Source organism: Oryzobacter telluris, assembly GCF_043099285.1.
GTDB lineage: Bacteria > Actinomycetota > Actinomycetes > Actinomycetales > Dermatophilaceae > Oryzobacter > Oryzobacter telluris.
The window spans coordinates 2,104,665-2,121,481 of sequence record NZ_CP170723.1; the positions used below are offsets into that span (position 1 = coordinate 2,104,665).

Genomic DNA, 16,817 nt, shown 5'->3' on the forward strand with positions numbered 1-16,817 from the left:
CAGGGCCCCGGCGATAGCATTCCGGGACGTGGCCAAAGCCGTCCGCGCCTGACCTTGCCGTGCCCGGTCCCCATGGATCGCAGACCCCTGAGGACGGTGATCCGACGTGACCGTCGCTCGCTTCTCCGCCCAGCCCGCCGACACGGGCCTGTACCGCCGTGAGCACGAGCACGACGCCTGCGGTGTGGCCCTGGTGGCGACGATGCGGGGCAGTGCCGGACACGACATCGTCGTCCACGCGCTCGACGCCCTGCGCAACCTCGACCACCGCGGCGCCACCGGCGCCGACCCGCTCGTCGGTGACGGCGCGGGCATCCTCACCCAGGTCCCGGACGCGTTCTTCCGGGCCGTGCTCGACACCGACCTCCCCGCCGCCGGCGCCTACGCGGTGGGCGTGGCCTACCTGCCCGCCGAGGACGACGAGCGCGCCGAGGCCGAGCGCCGCATCGAGGAGATCGCCGCCGAGGAGGGCCTGCGCGTCCTCACCTGGCGCGACGTCCCCGTCACCCCCGACCTCGTCGGCCGGGCCGCCCGCGAGTGCATGCCCACCTTCAGGCAGCTCTTCGTCTCCGCCCACGACGGCAGCACCGGCATCGAGCTCGACCGACTGGCCTTCTGCCTGCGCAAGCGCGCCGAGCGCGAGGTCGAGGTGTACTTCCCGTCGCTGTCGTGTCGCACCGTGGTCTACAAGGGGATGCTCACCACCGGCCAGCTCGAGCCGTTCTTCCCCGACCTGTCCGACGAGCGCTACGCCACCGAGCTCGCCCTCGTGCACTCGCGCTTCTCGACCAACACCTTCCCGAGCTGGCCGCTGGCCCACCCGTACCGGCTCATCGCCCACAACGGCGAGATCAACACCGTCAAGGGCAACCGCAACTGGATGATGGCGCGCGAGTCGCAGGTCAGCTCCGACGTCATCCCCGGTGACCTCGAGCGCCTCTTCCCGATCTGCACGCCCGGCGCCTCCGACTCGGCCACCTTCGACGAGGTCCTCGAGCTGCTCCACCTCGGCGGCCGCTCGCTGCCGCACTCGGTCCTCATGATGATCCCGGAGGCCTGGGAGAACCACGAGTCGATGGACCCGGCCCGCAAGGCGTTCTACGAGTTCCACTCCACCTTCATGGAGCCCTGGGACGGCCCGGCCTGCGTCACCTTCACCGACGGCACCCTCATCGGCGCGGTCCTCGACCGCAACGGCCTGCGCCCCGGGCGCTACTGGGTGACCGACGACGGCCTCGTCGTGCTCGCCTCCGAGTCGGGCGTGCTCGACCTCGAGCCCGAGAACGTCGTGCGCCGCGGGCGGCTCCAGCCCGGCCGGATGTTCCTCGTGGACACCGCCGCCGGCCGCATCGTCAGCGACGAGGAGGTCAAGACCAGCCTCGCCGGCGAGAACCCGTACGAGGAGTGGCTGCACGCCGGCCTCATCGAGCTCAAGGACCTCCCCGACCGCGAGCACATCATCCACACCGCCGCCTCCGTGGCCCGCCGCCAGCGCACCTTCGGGTACAGCGAGGAGGAGCTGAAGATCCTCATCGCGCCGATGGCGAGCACCGGGGGAGAGGCCCTCGGCTCGATGGGCACCGACACCCCCATCGCCGTGCTCTCCGAGCGCCCGCGGCTCGTCTTCGACTACTTCACCCAGCTCTTCGCGCAGGTCACCAACCCGCCGCTCGACGCCATCCGCGAGGAGCTCGTCACCTCGCTCGGCTCGACGATCGGCCCCGAGGGCAACGTCCTGGACGCCACCCCGGCCCACGTGCGCCAGGTCGTCCTGCCGTTCCCGGTGCTCGACAACGACGAGCTCGCGAAGATCGTCCACATCAACGCCGACGGCGACCTGCCCGGCTACAGCACGGTCGTCGTGCGGGGCACCTACGACGTCACCGGCGGTGAGGCCGCCCTGCGCGCCCGCCTCCACGAGATCTTCGACGAGGTGTCCGCTGCCATCGAGGGCGGCGCCCGGTTCGTCGTGCTCTCCGACCGCGACTCCGACCGCGACCTCGCCCCGATCCCGTCGCTGCTCCTCACCAGCGCCGTGCACCACCACCTCATCCGCGAGAAGACCCGCACCCAGGTCGGGCTCCTCGTCGAGGCCGGCGACGTCCGCGAGGTGCACCACGTCGCGCTGCTCGTCGGCTACGGCGCGGCCGCGATCAACCCGTACCTCGCGATGGAGACCGTCGAGGACATGGTGCGCAGCGGCGCCATCACCGACGTCACCGAGGAGAAGGCGGTCGCCAACCTCATCAAGGCGCTCGGCAAGGGCGTGCTCAAGGTGATGTCGAAGATGGGCATCTCCACCGTCGCCTCCTACCGCGGCGCCCAGGTCTTCGAGGCGATCGGCCTCTCGCAGGACCTCGTCGACGAGTTCTTCACCGGCACCGTCAGCCAGCTCGGCGGCGTCGGGCTCGGCGTCATCGCGGCCGAGACCTCGGCGCGGCACGCCATGGCCTACCCGCCCGACGGCATCCGCCAGGCGCACCGCAAGCTCACCGTCGGCGGCGAGTACCAGTGGCGCCGCGAGGGCGAGCCGCACCTGTTCGACCCCGAGACGGTCTTCCGCCTCCAGCACGCGACGCGGGCCAAGCGCTACGACGTGTTCAAGCAGTACACCCAGCGGATCGACGAGCAGGCCGGCCGCCTGATGACGCTGCGCGGGCTCTTCGAGCTCGGCGGGGCGCAGCAGGAGCGCCCGCCCGTGCCGATCGAGGAGGTCGAGTCGGTGGCCGACATCGTCCGCCGCTTCAACACCGGTGCGATGAGCTACGGCTCGATCAGCCAGGAGGCGCACGAGACCCTCGCCATCGCGATGAACCGCCTCAAGGCGCGCTCCAACACCGGTGAGGGCGGCGAGGACGAGGAGCGCCTCCTCGACCCCGAGCGCCGTTCGGCGATCAAGCAGGTCGCGTCGGGCCGCTTCGGCGTCACCTCGATGTACCTCACCCACGCCGACGACATCCAGATCAAGATGGCGCAGGGCGCCAAGCCCGGCGAGGGCGGCCAGCTGCCCGGCCCGAAGGTCTACCCGTGGGTCGCGCGCACCCGGCACTCCACGCCCGGCGTCGGCCTCATCAGCCCGCCGCCGCACCACGACATCTACTCCATCGAGGACCTCGCCCAGCTGATCCACGACCTGAAGAACGCGAACCCGGCCGCCCGGGTGCACGTCAAGCTCGTCTCCGAGGTCGGGGTCGGCACGGTCGCGGCCGGGGTCAGCAAGGCGCACGCCGACGTCGTGCTCATCTCGGGCCACGACGGCGGCACCGGCGCCTCGCCGCTGACCTCGCTCAAGCACGCGGGCGGTCCGTGGGAGCTCGGCCTGGCCGAGACCCAGCAGACCCTCGTCCTCAACGGGCTGCGCGACCGGATCGTCGTGCAGGTCGACGGGCAGATCAAGACGGGCCGCGACGTCGTCATCGCCGCGCTGCTCGGGGCCGAGGAGTTCGGCTTCGCCACCGCACCGCTCGTCGTGTCGGGCTGCATCCTCATGCGGGTCTGCCACCTCGACACCTGCCCGGTCGGCATCGCGACCCAGAACCCCGAGCTGCGGGCCCGCTTCTCCGGGCAGCCGGAGTTCGTCGAGACCTTCTTCGAGTACATCGCCGAGGAGGTCCGCGAGCACCTCGCGGCGCTGGGCTTCCGCACCATCGCCGAGGCCGTGGGCCAGATCCAGCACCTCGACACCGCGAAGGCCGTGCGCCACTGGAAGGCCAGCGGGCTCGACCTCGCGCCGATCCTCACCCAGGTGCAGAGCCCCGACGGCTCCGGCGTGCGCCACGCCATCGCCCAGGACCACGGTCTGGAGAAGGCGCTCGACCACCAGCTCATCGCCGCCGCCCGAGACGCCATCGACACCGGCATCCCGGTCACCGCGCGGTTCTCGATCCGCAACGTCAACCGCACCGTCGGCACGATGCTCGGCCACGAGGTCACCAAGCGGCACGCCCACGGGCTGCCCGACGGCACCATCGACCTCACCCTCACCGGGTCCGCCGGGCAGAGCTTCGCCGCGTTCCTCCCGGCCGGCATCACGCTGCGCCTCGAGGGCGACGCCAACGACTACGTCGGCAAGGGCCTGTCCGGCGGACGCGTCGCCGTCCGTCCCGCACCCGGCTCCGCCCTCGTCGCCGAGGACAACGTCATCGCCGGCAACGTCATCGCGTACGGCGCGACCTCCGGTGAGCTGTTCCTGCGCGGCCGGGTGGGCGAGCGGTTCTGCGTGCGCAACTCCGGCGCCACCGCGGTCGTCGAGGGCGTGGGCGACCACGGCCTCGAGTACATGACCGGCGGCACCGCGCTCATCCTCGGGCCGACGGGGCGAAACGTCGCCGCCGGGATGTCCGGGGGCGTCGCCTACGTCCTCGACCTCGACGCCTCGCACGTCAACCCCGAGCTCGTCGACCTCAGGCCGCTGCGGCCCGAGGACGAGCTCGTCGTCCACGACCTGCTCGAGCGCCACGTGCAGTGGACCGACTCGGCCGTGGCGGCCCGGCTCCTCGCCGACTGGGACACCGCCCGCTCGGCCTTCACCCTCGTCCTCCCGCGGGCCTACCAGCGCGTCCTCGACGTGCGCGCCAAGGCCTCCGCCGAGGGCCTCGACCCCGACGGCACCCAGGTGTGGGAGCGGATCATGGAGGCGTCCCGTGGCTGACCCCCAGGGCTTTCTGAGGACGCGCGAGCGCGAGCTGCCGCGTCGGCGACCCGTGCCGGTCCGGATCAGGGACTGGAAGGAGGTCTACGAGGAGCAGTCGTCGACCGAGCTCCAGCGCCAGGCCGGCCGCTGCATGGACTGCGGGATCCCGTTCTGCCACAGCGGTTGTCCGCTGGGCAACCTCATCCCCGAGTGGAACGACCTCGCGTGGCGCGGTGAGTGGCGCCAGGCCATCGACCGCCTCCACGCGACGAACAACTTCCCCGAGTTCACCGGGCGGCTGTGCCCGGCGCCCTGCGAGTCGGCGTGCGTCCTCGGCATCAACCAGCCGGCCGTGACGATCAAGCAGGTCGAGGTCTCGATCATCGACCGCGCCTTCGCCAACGGCACCGTCGAGCCCGTCGCCCCCGAGCGGCTGTCCGGCAAGACGGTCGCCGTCGTCGGGTCCGGCCCGGCCGGCCTGGCCGCCGCCCAGCAGCTGACCCGCGCCGGCCACACCGTCGCGGTCTACGAGCGGGCCGACCAGCCCGGCGGCCTGCTGCGCTACGGCATCCCCGAGTTCAAGATGGAGAAGTCGGTCGTCGACCGCCGCATCGCCCAGATGAAGTCCGAGGGCACCCGCTTCCGCACCGGGGTCGAGGTCGGCAAGGACCTCACCGGCGCCGACCTGCGCAAGCGGTTCGACGCCGTCGTCGTCGCCATCGGGGCCACCGTGCCGCGCGACCTGCCCGTCCCGGGCCGTGAGCTCGACGGCGTCGTGCAGGCGATGGACTTCCTCCCGCCGGCGAACCGGGTCGCGCTCGGCCAGAGCGTCGAGGGCCAGGTGACCGCGGCCGGCAAGGACGTCGTCGTCATCGGCGGCGGCGACACGGGCGCCGACTGCATCGGGACCTCGCACCGCCAGGGCGCCCGCTCGGTCACGAGCCTGGAGATCATGCCGCAGCCGTCGGTCGACCGCACCGCAGCGCACCCGTGGCCCACCTACCCGATGCTCTTCCGCGTGGCCTCGGCCCACGAGGAGGGCGGCGACCGCGTCTACGCCGTGTCGACCTCCGCGATCCTCGGCGACGAGGACGGCAAGGTCCGTGCGCTGCGGCTGCACGAGGTGGTCATGGGGGAGAGCGGCTTCGAGAAGGTCGAGGGCTCCGACCGCGAGATCCCCGCGCAGCTCGTCCTGCTCGCGATGGGCTTCCTCGGCCCGCAGGCCGAGGGCCTGCTCGAGGAGCTCGGCGTCGAGAAGGACCCGCGCAGCAACGTCAGCCGCGACCGCCAGTTCATGTCGTCGGTGCCCGGCGTCTTCGTCGCCGGCGACGCGGGCCGCGGCCAGTCGCTCATCGTGTGGGCCATCGCCGAGGGTCGCTCCGCGGCCCACGAGGTCGACGCCTGGCTCATGGGCAAGCCCTCGCGGCTGCCCCGCCCGGTCAACCCGACCGACCGCCCCCTCACCGCCTGACCCCCAGCCACCCGGGCCCCGCCCTCCGTCCCGCGCTACGGGGCAGTAGGTGTCGTGATCACGACGCGTACTGCCCCGTAGCGGCGTCCAGGAGGGTGTGGCCGCCTGCGATGGTTGCGCTCACATCGGGCGTTCCGTCATGTGGCCCCCGTCACTCGTGCAAGCGTTTCCACCGATAGGGTTTCGACCATGCGCCACGCGAAGATCGTCTGCACCCTGGGCCCCGCCACGACGTCCCCGGAGAACCTGCGCGAGCTCGTCCGGGCCGGCATGGACGTCGCCCGCCTCAACCTCAGCCACGGCGACCACGCCGACCACGAGCGGGTCTACCTCGACGTCCGCCGCGCCAGTGACGAGACCGGGCGCGCGGTCGGGGTCCTCGTCGACCTCCAGGGTCCGAAGATCCGCACCGCCCGCTTCGAGAACGGCCCCGTGCAGCTCGTCAACGGGGCGACCTTCACCATCACCACCCGCGACGTCCCCGGCGACGACCAGGAGGTCGGCACCACGTACAAGGGCCTGCCGGGCGACGTCACCGCCGGCGACCGCATCCTCATCGACGACGGCAAGATCGCGCTCGTCGCCACCGAGGTCACCGACACCGACGTCGTCTGCGAGGTCGTCGAGGGCGGCACGCTGTCGAACAACAAGGGCATCAACCTGCCCGGCGTCGCCGTGTCCGTGCCGGCGCTGTCCGAGAAGGACAAGGACGACCTGCGCTGGGCGCTGCGGATCCGCGCCGACATGATCGCGCTGTCCTTCGTGCGCAGCGCCGAGGACATCGTCGACGTCCACAAGATCATGGACGAGGAGGGCATCCGCCTCCCCGTCATCGCCAAGATCGAGAAGCCCCAGGCGGTCGACAACCTCGAGGAGATCGTCCGCGCCTTCGACGGCCTGATGGTCGCGCGCGGTGACCTCGGTGTCGAGATGCCGCTCGAGGAGGTGCCCCTGGTCCAGAAGCGCGCCTGCGAGCTCGCCCGCCGCCAGGCCAAGCCGGTCATCGTCGCCACCCAGGTGCTCGAGTCGATGATCGAGAACAGCCGCCCCACCCGCGCCGAGGCCTCCGACGCCGCCAACGCCGTCCTCGACGGCGCCGACGCGCTCATGCTCTCCGGCGAGACCAGCGTCGGCAAGCACCCCTTCGCCGCGGTCCGCACGATGGCCCGCATCATCGAGAACACCGAGGACCACGGGCTGCACCGCATCCCGCCGCTCGGCACCCGCCCGCACACCAAGGGCGGCGCCGTCACCGCGGCCGCGGCCGAGATCGGCGAGCAGCTGGGCTGCACCTACCTCATCACCTTCACGATGAGCGGCGACTCCTCGCGGCGCCTGTCCCGCGTGCGCCCCCGCATCCCCATGCTCGCGTTCACGCCGAGCCAGTGGACCCGCAGCCAGCTCGCGCTGTCGTGGGGCGTGGAGACCTTCCTCGTCCAGGACGCCAAGCACACCGACGAGATGGCGATGCAGGTCGACGAGGTGCTCCTCGCCGCCGGCCGGGTCGTCGAGGGCGACCTCGTCGTCATCGTCGCGGGCTCGCCTCCCGGCATCCCCGGCTCCACGAACGCGCTGCGGGTCCACCGCATCGGTGACGCCAAGAACCGGGTCGCCCCCGCGTACAGCGAGCTCGCCCCCTGAGCAGGCCGCAAACCCGTCGGGGACCCGTCGGTATGCTGACGACGCGCCCCGGCCGGGGTGGTGGAATGGCAGACACGGAGGACTCAAAATCCTCTGCCCGCGAGGGCGTGCGGGTTCAAGTCCCGCTCCCGGCACATGAGTGAGACCACCGCTGCCCAGCCCCCTCGCACGGCTCGCCGCGTCCTCGTGGCCGAGGACGAGGCGATCATCCGCCTCGACCTCGCCGAGATGCTCGGTGAGGCCGGCTACGACGTCGTCGGCCAGGCCGGTGACGGCGAGCAGGCCGTCGCCATGGCCACCGAGCTCAAGCCCGACATCGTCATCATGGACGTGAAGATGCCCGTGATGGACGGCATCACCGCGGCCGAGCAGATCGGCAAGGAGCGGATCTGCCCCGTCGTCATGCTCACGGCGTTCAGCCAGACCGAGCTCGTCGAGCGGGCCCGCGACGCGGGGGTCATGGCCTACATCGTCAAGCCGTTCACGGCCGGCGACGTCACCCCCGCCATCGACATCGCCCTGTCGCGCTGGGGCGAGATGAAGACCCTCGAGGCCGAGATCGCCGACCTGGGGGAGCGGCTCGAGACGCGCAAGGCTGTCGACCGCGCCAAGGGCGTGCTCATGACCAAGCTGAAGATCTCCGAGGCCGACGCGTTCCGCTGGATCCAGAAGACCGCCATGGACCGCCGGATGGGGATGAAGGAGGTCGCCGACGCCGTCGTCGCCGGGATGGAGAAGGCCTGACCCTCCGGCTGACCGCCTGCCCGCAGGCTCGCTAGCCTGACGCGATGAGCGTGGTCCGGGGGATCGAGGCGGCCGCGTGGGTCGTGTTCTGGCTGGGCGTGGGGACGATGCTCGTCCGAGCCGCCCTGCGGCTGCGGACCCCTCGCCAGAAGTACCGCACGGGGTGGGTCATGGCGATGACGATGCTCGTGTCCGGGCCCGTCTTCGCGGTGGTGTACGCCCTCGAGGGGCTCGGCGTCGCCGACACCTTCTGGGGTGGTGGGGGTCGGCGCGGGCCCTGGTTCATGGTCGTCGCAGGCGTGATCATGACGGCCGTCGCGCCGGCGGCGCTGCGCCGCACCAGGTCGGGGTTGGCCGGGCGCCGCCACGACTGAGCCGCCCCGCGCGCGGCGGCGGCTAGCGCAGCCAGACGACGAGCTGGGTGAGCAGCGGCGCCACGACGAGGGCCGGCAGCATGTCACCCACAGGGACCTCGCGGATCCGCAGCAGCCGCAGCGAGATCCCCACGAGCATCAGTCCTCCGGTGGCCGTGAGCGCCGCGATGTGGGCGTCAGGGACGACCGAGCCGAGCAGCACGCCCACGAGCGTGAGGAGCCCCTGCACGACGGCCACCGACACCGCTGACATCAGGACGCCGACGCCGAAGCTGGCGGCGAAGGCGAGCGCCGCGAAGCCGTCGAGGACGGCCTTGAGCGCCAGCTGGTCGATGCCGCGGCCGAGCCCGTCGTTGAGCGAGCCGAGGATGGTGAGCGGGCCGACGCAGAACAGCAACGACGCGGTGAGCCAGCCCTCGATGAAGCGCTCGCGCGACGCGTGGTCGGTGCCGCCCTCGGTGCGCGACCGCCGCGACACGACGCCCTGCACCCGCCCGGCGAGGCCCTCGAGCCGCTCTTCGATGCGCAGCAGCGACCCCGCGATCGACCCGATGAGCAGCGAGCCCAGGACGATGAGCACCGGCGCCCCGGACCCGACCGCGCGGCTGAGCGAGACGTCGGTGACCGACATCGCCGACAGGCCGGCGACGAGGAGGGTGACCAGGCCGAGGACGTCGGTGACGACGTCACGGGTGTGCGCCCGCAGCCGGTGGCCCACGGCCATGCCCAGGCCGGCCCCCAGGATCACGGTGAGGACGTTGAGGACGGTCCCCGCTCCGGGGAAGAGGCTGGTCACCGTCGCAACCTACCCAAGTGGTTCAATCATCATCCATCCGGGCTTCCGCCCGGGCGTGACGAGGTCTAGTGTCAGGTGCTTGGGAGTGCTCCCACGGTCGCCGAACCGCGACGGACTGACAACGATGACGGAGGTGCCGTGGGCAGGCGTTCGGTGGACGTGTCACTGGTCGATGCCGACGACCTCCGCGACATCACGGGCCTGTGGCTCGCCGCCCGGGTCGACGCCGGCTCGAGCAAGGAGGCGGCCGCCCGCGCGGTGACCGAGGGACGGCTCACCACGGCGCTGCGGCGCCCCGGTGTCCTGGCCTTCGTCGCGCGCCTCGAGGGCGAGGCCGTCGGCTACGCCATCGCCACCGAGAACCCGTTCGGCCTCAGCCCCACCGCCGAGCTCGCCATCGAGCAGCTCTGGGTCGGTCCCGACGTCCGGCGCCACGGCGTCGCCAAGTCGCTCATCGGTGCGGTGCTGACCTCTGCCGAGCGTGCCGGCTGCGAGATCGTCGTGTCGAACGTGCCGACCACCAGCCGCGACGCCAACCGCTTCTTCGCCCGCCTGGGCTTCTCGTCCACCATCGTGCGCCGCGTCGTCCCCACGGCGACCCTGCGCCGCAAGCTGGCGCCCGAGACGTGCGAGACGGGCAACGAGGTCATGCGCCGTCGCCGCTCGCTGCGCAGCCGCGCGTTCGCGGCCACCCGCACCCTCTAGGGCGTTCCGGCTCCGGACCGCGTCAGACGCGCGGCTTGAACACGCCGAGCCGGTCGGTCGGCGCGCCCGGGAACACCGACGTCGCCGCGAGCCCGCAGCGCTTCTCCAGCACCTCGCCGAGGACGGAGCGGTAGTCGGTGGTGACCTTGAGGTCGCCGGCCTGCAGCTCGGCTGGGGTGAGGCCCGGCCAGGTGCCGTAGACGGCTCCACCGTTGACTCCGTTGCCGAGGACGAACGAGACGTTGCCGTACCCGTGGTCGACGCCGCCGGAGCCGTTCTCCGCTACCCGTCGCCCGAACTCCGAGAGCGTGACGAGGGTGACCTTGTCGGCGGTGCTGCCGAGGTCGGTCATGAAGGCCGCGAGGGCCTGCCCGACCTCGGTGAGCTGGCGGTACATCCAGCCGCTGTCGCTGCGCCCGAGGTCGGCGTGCATGTCCCAGTTGCCCGAGTCGATGGTGACCGCGCGCAGGCCCACCCCGGCCTTGATGAGGCGGGCGGTGTCGCGCAGGGAGTCGCCGAGCCCGCCGCTGGGGTAGGCCGCACCGTTGGCCGGGGTGTAGCCGGCGGTCTTGAGGGCGGCGGCGGTCGCGAGGGCGTCGAGCGTCGTGCGCGCCGGGACCCCGACCTGGTCGGCGGAGCCGGCGTGCAGGGCGCGCAGGGCGGTGGCCCACCGGGTGGTCTCGGTGGCGTCCCAGGCCCCGTTGAGCTGGAAGGAGTCGACCGTGCGCAGCGCGAGGTCGGCCGACGGACCGAGGAGGGAGCGGGGGGTCGTGCTGCTGCCGACGCTCGTGGCGGCCCAGGCGCCCGGCGTGGTCGTGGCCCCGATCATCCGGTCGAGCCAGCCGGTGCGCAGCGACGAGCCGGGGGCCGCGCGCTCCATCTCGTCCATGTCGGTGAAGTGCGAGCGGGTCGGGTTCGGCTGGCCCATCGCGTGGACGATCGCCAGCTTCTTGGCGGTGTACAGGGGAAGGAGGGGAGCCAGGGCCGGGTGGAGGGCGAACCGCGAGGTGAGCGGCAGGCCGCGCGACTGCGGGACCGCGATGTTCGGCCGGGCGGCGATGTAGGCCGGGTCGGCGACCGGGGCGACGGCGGACAGGCCGTCGAACCCACCGCGGAACGACAGGACGACGAGGGTGTCGCCGCTGTATCCGGCGTCGGCGAAGGTGAGGCGGGTCATCGCCGCGGCGGAGGACGCGAAGGCCACCGTGGCAGCGGCCGCACCGAGGCCGGTGGCGCCGGCGAGGAAGCCGCGTCGCGACACGCCGTTCGTGGCCCGGGTGTAGTCCTCGCAGTCGCAGCCGGCGTGCTCGGTCCCCGCGGCGACGGGCTCGGTGGTGGTCTCGGTGTCGGTCATCGTCGTCCTCAGCGGGTGGCGAACTCGGGGGTGTCGAGGACGAGCGCCACGACGTAGGGCAGGCGCCAGCCGAGCACCGCGTCGGTCGGCTTCAGGGCGGTCGCGGCGGTCTTGTCGAGGAAGGCGCACACGGCGTCGCGCTTGGCCGTGGCCAGCGGCGCGAACAGCAGGCGGGTGGCGAGGGCGTCGACGAGCGCGCCGTACGTGGTGGGCAGGGTGGCGGGGAGCAGGGTCCGGAACGCGGGGTACGTGGCCTTCGCGGCGGTGTCGGTCGACATCCAGCCCTGGGCCATGTGCCAGTTCCAGCGCCCCAGCGTGGCGCCGGTCCCCGCCCAGGCGGCGGCGACGTCGGGGTAGCCGTTCGGGGCGGGCCACGCCATCGGGGCCTGACCCGCGTTGCGGGCGTACCAGACCAGGTCGCTGAGCCAGCCCCTGGTGTTCGAGCCCGGGGTGACGCCGAGGATCCGTGCCGTGGAGACCATGTCCTCCAGCGGGCGCTTGGTCTTCTGGCCGGTGGAGGCGGCGAACTCCGCCGAGGTGAGCAGCGCCCGCAGCACCGGGGCGATGCGGGTGTCGTTGTCGAGGTACACCTGCGCGAGCCGGTCGACGAGGGTCGGGGGCGGGGTGTCGGCGACGAAGCGCACGGCGAGCTTGGTCGCGAGGCGGCGGGCCGTCTTCGGGTGCCGGGCGAGGTAGGTGAGGTAGGCCTCGCCCACCCCCTCGCCGTAGGCGGAGGTGTTCGCGTGGGACCAGCCCATGATGCTCAGCGCCCCGACGTGGTGGCGGATCTGGCGGTAGTAGTACTCGCCCGACTCGCGGTCGCTCGACATCCCGGTGAGGGCGAGGGCCGAGCGGCGGATGTCGGACTCGAGGTAGCCGCCGTCGACGCCGACCGTGTGCAGCTCGAGGACCTCGCGGCCGTAGTTCTCGTTCGGGGCGCGCTTGGAGGAGGAGGCGTTGTCGAGCTGGGCCAGCATCGCCGGGTGCTTGGCGCTGGCCACGAGCATGTCGGCGTAGCGCCCGAGGGCGTACTTGCGGATGACGTCGGCCTGGTAGCGGTGGACGCTGTCCCACGACTCCGCCCAGGGCGCCGTGACGACGAGGTGGTTGGTCCAGAACTCGACCATCACCTCGAGCAGCTGCCGCCTCGACCAGATGGCGCGGCCCACCGTCGCCTCGATGGCGGCGTAGCCGAGGTCCCCCGTGCTGTCGGGGTAGTACGTGTCGTGGACGCCCCAGATGGGCAGGTCGAGGACCGGCCAGAGGGAGGCCGCGAGCGAGTCCATCGCCGTGTCGGCGACCGTGCTCGGGGAGAGCTGGGCGTCGATCCAGGCCGTCGAGCCCACCGAGCGGATCTCGGCCACCAGCTCGGGGGTCGCGCCGAAGGAGGCGCGGCGGGCCAGGTGCAGCGCGTGGGAGGCGGAGGTCGGCGTCGCGGGGGTGGTGGGTGACGGGCTCGGGGTGGGGGTCGGCGTGGTCGTCCCGGCGGCCACGCGGGCGGCGACGGTGGTGCGGGTGCCCGACGAGCGGGCGGGTGCCGGGCCGGGGACGGCGGCGCGGGGCTGGTAGGCGGCGTCGACGGCGGCGGCCTTGGGCGCGGCCGTGGACACCGGGACGTCGGCGGCCACCATCGCGCTGCGGGGCGCGACCGGCGCCTCGACGACCGTGGTGGTGCTCTGGCCGGCCGTGGCGGCCGCGGAGGCGGCGACCTTCGGGTCGGGGGTCACGCTTCCCACGGCGGACGCCAGGGCGGCGCCCGCGGCGGAGCGACGGGAGAGTGCGGCAGGGGACACTCCTCGATGGTCCCCGCAGCCCAGGGGCCGGGCGTCAACCGTTCAGCCACAGCCCCATCCGCCCAACGGGCCGCGAAACGGCGTTCTTGACCGTCCCTTGACCAAGCGGTGGTGAGGCCCTGACCGGAAGGGCTCGGATGGCCTCCTCAGGCTCCCGGGGCCGCGTCGCGGATCAGGCAGGTGATCCGGCTCGTGCAGACCCGCTTGCCGTCCTCGTCGGTGACGACGACCTCGTAGCAGGCGAGGGTGCGCCCCAGGCTGAGCGGTACCGCCGTGCCAGTGACCAGGCCGCTGCGCGCCGCGCGGTGGTGGGTGGCGTTGATGTCGAGGCCGACGACCGCCTTGCCCGGCCCGGCGTGCAGGGCCGCACCGATGGAACCGAGGGTCTCGGCGAGGACCACCGACGCACCGCCGTGGAGGAGGCCGTACGGCTGGGTGTTGCCCTCGACGGGCATCGTCGCGACGAGCCGGTCCGCGGTCGCCTCGAGCACCTCGATCCCCATCCGGTGCATCAGCGAGTCCGGGTTCATCGCCTTCAGCGCGGCCACGCCGGCCATGAGGTCGGGGGAGGGCGAGTGGGTGGGGTCCGGGGCGGCAGGGGTGTCGGTCATGGTGGATAGGCTGCCACGCGTGAAGCTCCTCCTCCTCGACGGCCACTCGCTCGCCTACCGGGCCTTCTTCGCCCTCCCGGTCGAGAACTTCTCCACCAGCACCGGGCAGCACACCAACGCCGTGTACGGCTTCACCTCGATGCTCATCAACGTCCTGCGCGACGAGGCGCCCACCCACGTGTGCGTGGCCTTCGACGTGTCGCGGCAGACCTTCCGGCTCGAGGAGTACGCCGAGTACAAGGCCGGGCGGAACAAGACGCCCACCGAGTTCACCGGCCAGCTGCCGCTGCTGCGCGAGGTCCTCGACGCGCTGCGGATCAAGCACGTCGGCATCGAGGGCTTCGAGGCCGACGACGTCATCGCGACCCTCACCAAGGAGGCGGTCACCGAGGGGGCCGAGGTCGTCATCTGCACCGGCGACCGCGACGCCTTCCAGCTCGTCTCCGACCAGGTCAGCCTCATCTACCCCGTGCGGGGCGTCTCCGAGGTCTGGCGGATGGATCCCGCAGCGGTCGAGGAGAAGTACCTCGTCCCGCCGAACCGGTACAGCGACCTCGCGGCGCTCGTCGGCGAGTCCAGCGACAACCTCCCCGGCGTTCCCGGCGTCGGCCCGAAGACCGCGGCCAAGTGGCTCACCCAGTACGGCGACCTCACCGGCGTCGTGGCGCACGCCGACGAGATCAAGGGCAAGGCCGGCGAGAACCTGCGCGAGCACCTCGACGGCGTGCTGCGCAACCGCCGCCTCAACCGCCTCGTCGACGACGTCGAGCTGCCGCTGCGCGTCGCCGACCTCGAGCGCCACAGCTGGGACCGCGAGGAGGTGCACCGGGTCTTCGACGGGCTCGAGTTCCGGGTGCTGCGCGACCGGCTGTTCCAGACCTTCGACGTCGAGTCCGACGAGGTCGAGGGTGGTTTCGACGTCGGCGACGAGGTGTTCGGCGCGGGTGACCTCGCCGTGCGCTTCGGCGACGGTGCCGCCGGCCGCACGGTGCCGCACGGCGTCGTCGTCGTGGGCCGGTACCGGGGCGGGTCGGGCGACGCCGGGGCCGTCGCCCTCGCGGGCGCCGACGGCGCCACCGGCTACCTCGACCTCACCGCCCTCACGCCGGAGCAGGACGCCGCCCTCGCCGCGTGGCTCGCCGACCCCGACGCCCCCAAGGTGCTCCACGACGCCAAGGAGCAGCTCCAGGCGCTGTCCACCCGCGGCCTCGAGGTGCGCGGCGTCACGAGCGACACCGCCCTGGCCGCCTACCTCGTGCGGCCCGACCAGCGCTCCTACGACCTCGAGGACCTCGTCGTGCGCCACCTGGGCCGCGAGCTGCGGGCGGAGGCCGAGCAGGGCGACCAGGGGATGCTCGACTTCGCGGCCGACGACGACGCCGCCGAGCGCGACGCGATGGTCCGCGCGCGCGCGGTGCTCGAGCTGTCGGCGGTCCTCGCCGAGCGGCTCGAGGAGACGGGCGGCACCGAGCTGCTCGCCGACCTCGAGCTCCCCCTCGTCGACATCCTCGCGGTGATGGAGCGCACCGGCATCGCCGTCGACGAGGACGCCCTCACCGCCCTCGAGGCCGACTTCGGGGCCAAGATGCGCCAGGCGCAGGAGGACGCGTGGTCGGCCATCGAGCGCCGCGACGTCAACCTCGGCTCGCCCAAGCAGCTCCAGGAGGTCCTCTTCGACCAGCTGGGCATGCCGAAGACCAAGCGCACCAAGACCGGGTACACCACCGACGCCGACGCCCTGGCCGACCTCTTCGCCAAGACCGAGCACCCCTTCCTCGAGGCGCTGCTGCGGCACCGCGACACCTCGCGGCTACGGGTCACGGTCGAGGGGCTCATCAAGTCGGTCGCTCCGGACCGCCGCATCCACACCACCTACATCCAGACGATCGCCGCCACCGGGCGGCTGTCGTCCACCGACCCCAACCTGCAGAACGTGCCCATCCGCACCGAGGAGGGCCGCCGCATCCGCGAGGTCTTCGTCGTCGGCGAGGGCTACGAGTCGCTGATGTCGGCCGACTACAGCCAGATCGAGATGCGGATCATGGCGCACCTGTCCGGCGACGAGGGGCTCATCGAGGCCTTCCGCACCGGCGAGGACCTCCACCGGTTCGTGGGCGCGCGGGTGTTCGGGGTCGAGCCCGCCGACGTCACCGCCGAGATGCGCAGCAAGGTCAAGGCGATGAGCTACGGGCTGGCGTACGGGCTCTCCGCGTTCGGCCTGTCCAAGCAGCTGACGATCTCCACCGGCGAGGCCCAGGGCCTCATGGACGAGTACTTCGCCCGGTTCGGCGGGGTCCGCGACTACCTGCGCGAGGTCGTCGCCGAGGCCCGCGCCACCGGGTACACGGCCACGATGCTCGGCCGGCGCCGCTACCTCCCCGACCTCATGAGCGACAACCGCCAGCGCCGCGAGGGCGCCGAGCGGATGGCCCTCAACGCGCCCATCCAGGGGTCCGCGGCCGACATCATCAAGCTCGCGATGAAGGGCGTCGACACCGCGCTGCGGTCCGAGGACCTCCGCTCGCGGATGCTGCTCCAGGTGCACGACGAGCTCGTCCTCGAGGTCGCGGCGGGGGAGCGGGAGGCCGTGGAGGCCCTCGTCCGGCGTGAGATGGGCGCGGCGCTCGACCTCGGCGAGGTCCCCCTCGACGTCAGCGTCGGGGTCGGCCGCTCCTGGCACGACGCCGCCCACTGA

At 72.5% G+C, this 16,817-nt stretch carries 11 protein-coding genes and 1 tRNA gene; 8 read left to right on the top strand and 4 right to left on the bottom strand.

Annotation, left to right across the window (positions count from 1 at the left end):
• Positions 1 to 106: 106 nt before the first annotated feature.
• The 6 genes from gltB to ACFLFB_RS09655 all read left to right on the top strand — a co-directional run bounded on the left by gltB (position 107) and on the right by ACFLFB_RS09655 (position 8,863).
• Positions 107 to 4,651 carry a glutamate synthase large subunit gene (gene gltB, locus ACFLFB_RS09630; RefSeq protein WP_392541955.1) on the top strand — a complete coding sequence of 1,515 codons (4,545 nt, stop codon included), beginning with the start codon at positions 107 to 109 and terminating at the stop codon, positions 4,649 to 4,651.
• Positions 4,644 to 6,104 carry a glutamate synthase subunit beta gene (locus tag ACFLFB_RS09635; protein WP_392541956.1) on the top strand — a complete coding sequence of 487 codons (1,461 nt, stop codon included), beginning with the start codon at positions 4,644 to 4,646 and terminating at the stop codon, positions 6,102 to 6,104. The genes gltB and ACFLFB_RS09635 overlap by 8 nt, the downstream gene beginning before the upstream one ends.
• A gap of 189 nt (positions 6,105 to 6,293) precedes the next feature.
• The gene (pyk, locus tag ACFLFB_RS09640) at positions 6,294 to 7,745 is read left to right on the top strand and encodes a pyruvate kinase (protein ID WP_392541957.1); all 1,452 of its coding nucleotides are present in this window, start codon (positions 6,294 to 6,296) and stop codon (positions 7,743 to 7,745) included.
• A gap of 51 nt (positions 7,746 to 7,796) precedes the next feature.
• A tRNA-Leu gene (locus tag ACFLFB_RS09645) sits at positions 7,797 to 7,879 on the top strand.
• Between the two features lies 1 nt (position 7,880).
• Positions 7,881 to 8,489, top strand: coding sequence for an ANTAR domain-containing response regulator (locus ACFLFB_RS09650; protein ID WP_392541958.1), 609 nt, complete (start codon positions 7,881 to 7,883; stop codon positions 8,487 to 8,489).
• A gap of 44 nt (positions 8,490 to 8,533) precedes the next feature.
• A complete protein-coding gene (locus ACFLFB_RS09655) occupies positions 8,534 to 8,863 on the top strand; it encodes a hypothetical protein (RefSeq protein ID WP_392541959.1) in 330 nt (109 codons plus the stop codon).
• Between the two features lie 22 nt (positions 8,864 to 8,885).
• On the opposite strand, the gene ACFLFB_RS09660 is transcribed toward ACFLFB_RS09655, so the two are convergent.
• Positions 8,886 to 9,659 carry a DUF554 domain-containing protein gene (locus ACFLFB_RS09660; protein WP_392541960.1) on the bottom strand — a complete coding sequence of 258 codons (774 nt, stop codon included), beginning with the start codon at positions 9,657 to 9,659 and terminating at the stop codon, positions 8,886 to 8,888.
• Between the two features lie 153 nt (positions 9,660 to 9,812).
• On the opposite strand from ACFLFB_RS09660, the gene ACFLFB_RS09665 reads away from it, so the two are divergent.
• A complete protein-coding gene (locus ACFLFB_RS09665) occupies positions 9,813 to 10,364 on the top strand; it encodes a GNAT family N-acetyltransferase (protein WP_392541961.1) in 552 nt (183 codons plus the stop codon).
• 22 nt (positions 10,365 to 10,386) lie between these two features.
• Here the strand turns inward: ACFLFB_RS09665 and ACFLFB_RS09670 are convergent, their stop codons facing one another.
• The 3 genes from ACFLFB_RS09670 to ACFLFB_RS09680 all read right to left on the bottom strand — a co-directional run bounded on the left by ACFLFB_RS09670 (position 10,387) and on the right by ACFLFB_RS09680 (position 14,122).
• Entirely contained in the window at positions 10,387 to 11,718 is a 1,332-nt protein-coding gene (locus ACFLFB_RS09670) for a DUF1501 domain-containing protein (protein WP_392541962.1), read from the bottom strand.
• A gap of 8 nt (positions 11,719 to 11,726) precedes the next feature.
• Positions 11,727 to 13,511, bottom strand: a complete 1,785-nt coding sequence (locus ACFLFB_RS09675; RefSeq protein ID WP_392541963.1) for a DUF1800 domain-containing protein — start codon at positions 13,509 to 13,511, stop codon at positions 11,727 to 11,729.
• A gap of 146 nt (positions 13,512 to 13,657) precedes the next feature.
• Positions 13,658 to 14,122, bottom strand: coding sequence for a hotdog fold thioesterase (locus tag ACFLFB_RS09680; RefSeq protein WP_392541964.1), 465 nt, complete (start codon positions 14,120 to 14,122; stop codon positions 13,658 to 13,660).
• Between ACFLFB_RS09680 and polA the strand changes: the two genes are divergently transcribed.
• On the top strand, positions 14,121 to 16,817 hold the full coding sequence (gene polA, locus ACFLFB_RS09685) for a DNA polymerase I (RefSeq protein ID WP_392541965.1): 2,697 nt from the start codon (positions 14,121 to 14,123) through the stop codon (positions 16,815 to 16,817). The genes ACFLFB_RS09680 and polA overlap by 2 nt on opposite strands.